Here is a 1,190-nt window from a genome sequence, read left to right as displayed (position 1 = left end):
CAAGACTTGAGTCCAAATTTCCCCGCTGAGCAGCGAACGAGTCCGGGCGCGGGCCGGAATCAAGGGGCGGCTGGCCTGCCGGATGAGTCGGACGCCGGCGGGATCAATCCGTGGAACACCAGGTCGAGCATGCCCAGCAGGGCCGCGCGCAGGTGGAACGGGGGCGGGTCGGTGATCCAGCGCTCCAGGATGGCGAAATAGGAGGTGGCGATGATCAGCCCGGCCTGGGCGGCGTCGACCTCGGCGCGGACTTCGCCGGATCGCTGGGCCTGCTCCACCAGCTCGGTGAGTTCCCGGGCCAGGTAGGTGTTGCCGAAGGCGTCGGTCGAGCGGATCGCGGATCCGATGAGTGCCACGGTCTCGTCCCGCGCGCTCTCGCTGCTGTCGGCCAGTTCGATCATGTACTGGGTCAGCACCTCCTTGAGTGAGTGATCGCCGCGGCGTGCGGCTCGCACCGCGTCCAGGGCGCGTCGGCGCCGACGCGCGCTCCACTCGTCGAGGAAGGCGGACTTGCGTTGGAAATGGTTGAAAACGGTCGCGCGAGCAACCGAGGCCCGTTCGGAAATGTCCTCCATTGTCGTACTTTCGAAACCCTGCTCCACGAACAGCCTGATGGCGGCCGCATAGACGCGCTCCCGCCGAAGGGCGCGGTTGCGGTTCCTGCCATCGCGCAGCGCCTCCGGCGGCTCTGGTTCGGTTTCAACGTGTCGCGGGATCATGGCCAAAGTAAAGCAGCCGCCGGGGCCGCCCTGCTTGACTCGGGTTCCGCCGGAGTCCTACAGTCACGGCTAGTTGGACTGGGATCCAACTACTCTCGAGGCTGGGAGGCGCCTTCATGCGGTTGGTCACCTTCGACACCGGCGCCGGCGCCGAGATCGGCGTCCTCCACGGCGATCTCGTGGTGCGCCCGGCCGCCGCCCTGCGGGCTCACCAGGTGTACCGCGACGGCCCCGCTACCGTGTCCCGCGCCGCGGAACTGCCCGAGGAAATGGTGGCGTTCTTCCAGACGGGTGCCCCCGGACGCGCACTGGCGGCCGAGGCGGTCGCCCTCGTGGACGAACACAGTGCCCGCGGGGACGAACTGCACGACAACGGACGGCCCGTCGCCCATCCGGTCACAGACGTTCGTATCCTCGCCCCGGTGCCCCGACCACCACGGGTACGGGACTACCTGACCTACCGGGCACACG

At 68.4% G+C, this 1,190-nt stretch carries 1 protein-coding gene and 1 pseudogene; one reads left to right on the top strand and one right to left on the bottom strand.

Features of this window, described 5'->3' with window-relative positions:
• Nucleotides 1-59: 59 nt before the first annotated feature.
• Nucleotides 60-719: a TetR/AcrR family transcriptional regulator gene (locus ACGFIZ_RS34280; RefSeq protein WP_393427466.1), complete on the bottom strand. Its 660-nt coding sequence runs from the start codon at nt 717-719 to the stop codon at nt 60-62.
• 116 nt (nt 720-835) lie between these two features.
• Here ACGFIZ_RS34280 and ACGFIZ_RS34275 point away from each other — a divergent pair.
• Nucleotides 836-1,190, top strand: a pseudogene (locus tag ACGFIZ_RS34275) (fumarylacetoacetate hydrolase family protein); the annotation flags it as partial.

Origin of the sequence: Micromonospora sp. NPDC048830, from assembly GCF_043198215.1 — a bacterium.
GTDB lineage: Bacteria > Actinomycetota > Actinomycetes > Mycobacteriales > Micromonosporaceae > Micromonospora.
Note: the sequence above shows the minus strand (reverse complement) of the source record. Positions and strands in the feature narration are given on the sequence as shown.

Coding starts and splice junctions, on each gene's coding strand:
- ACGFIZ_RS34280 (WP_393427466.1), bottom strand. CDS start 719: ATGATCCCGCGACACGTTGAAACCGAACCAGAGCCGCCGGAGGCGCTG.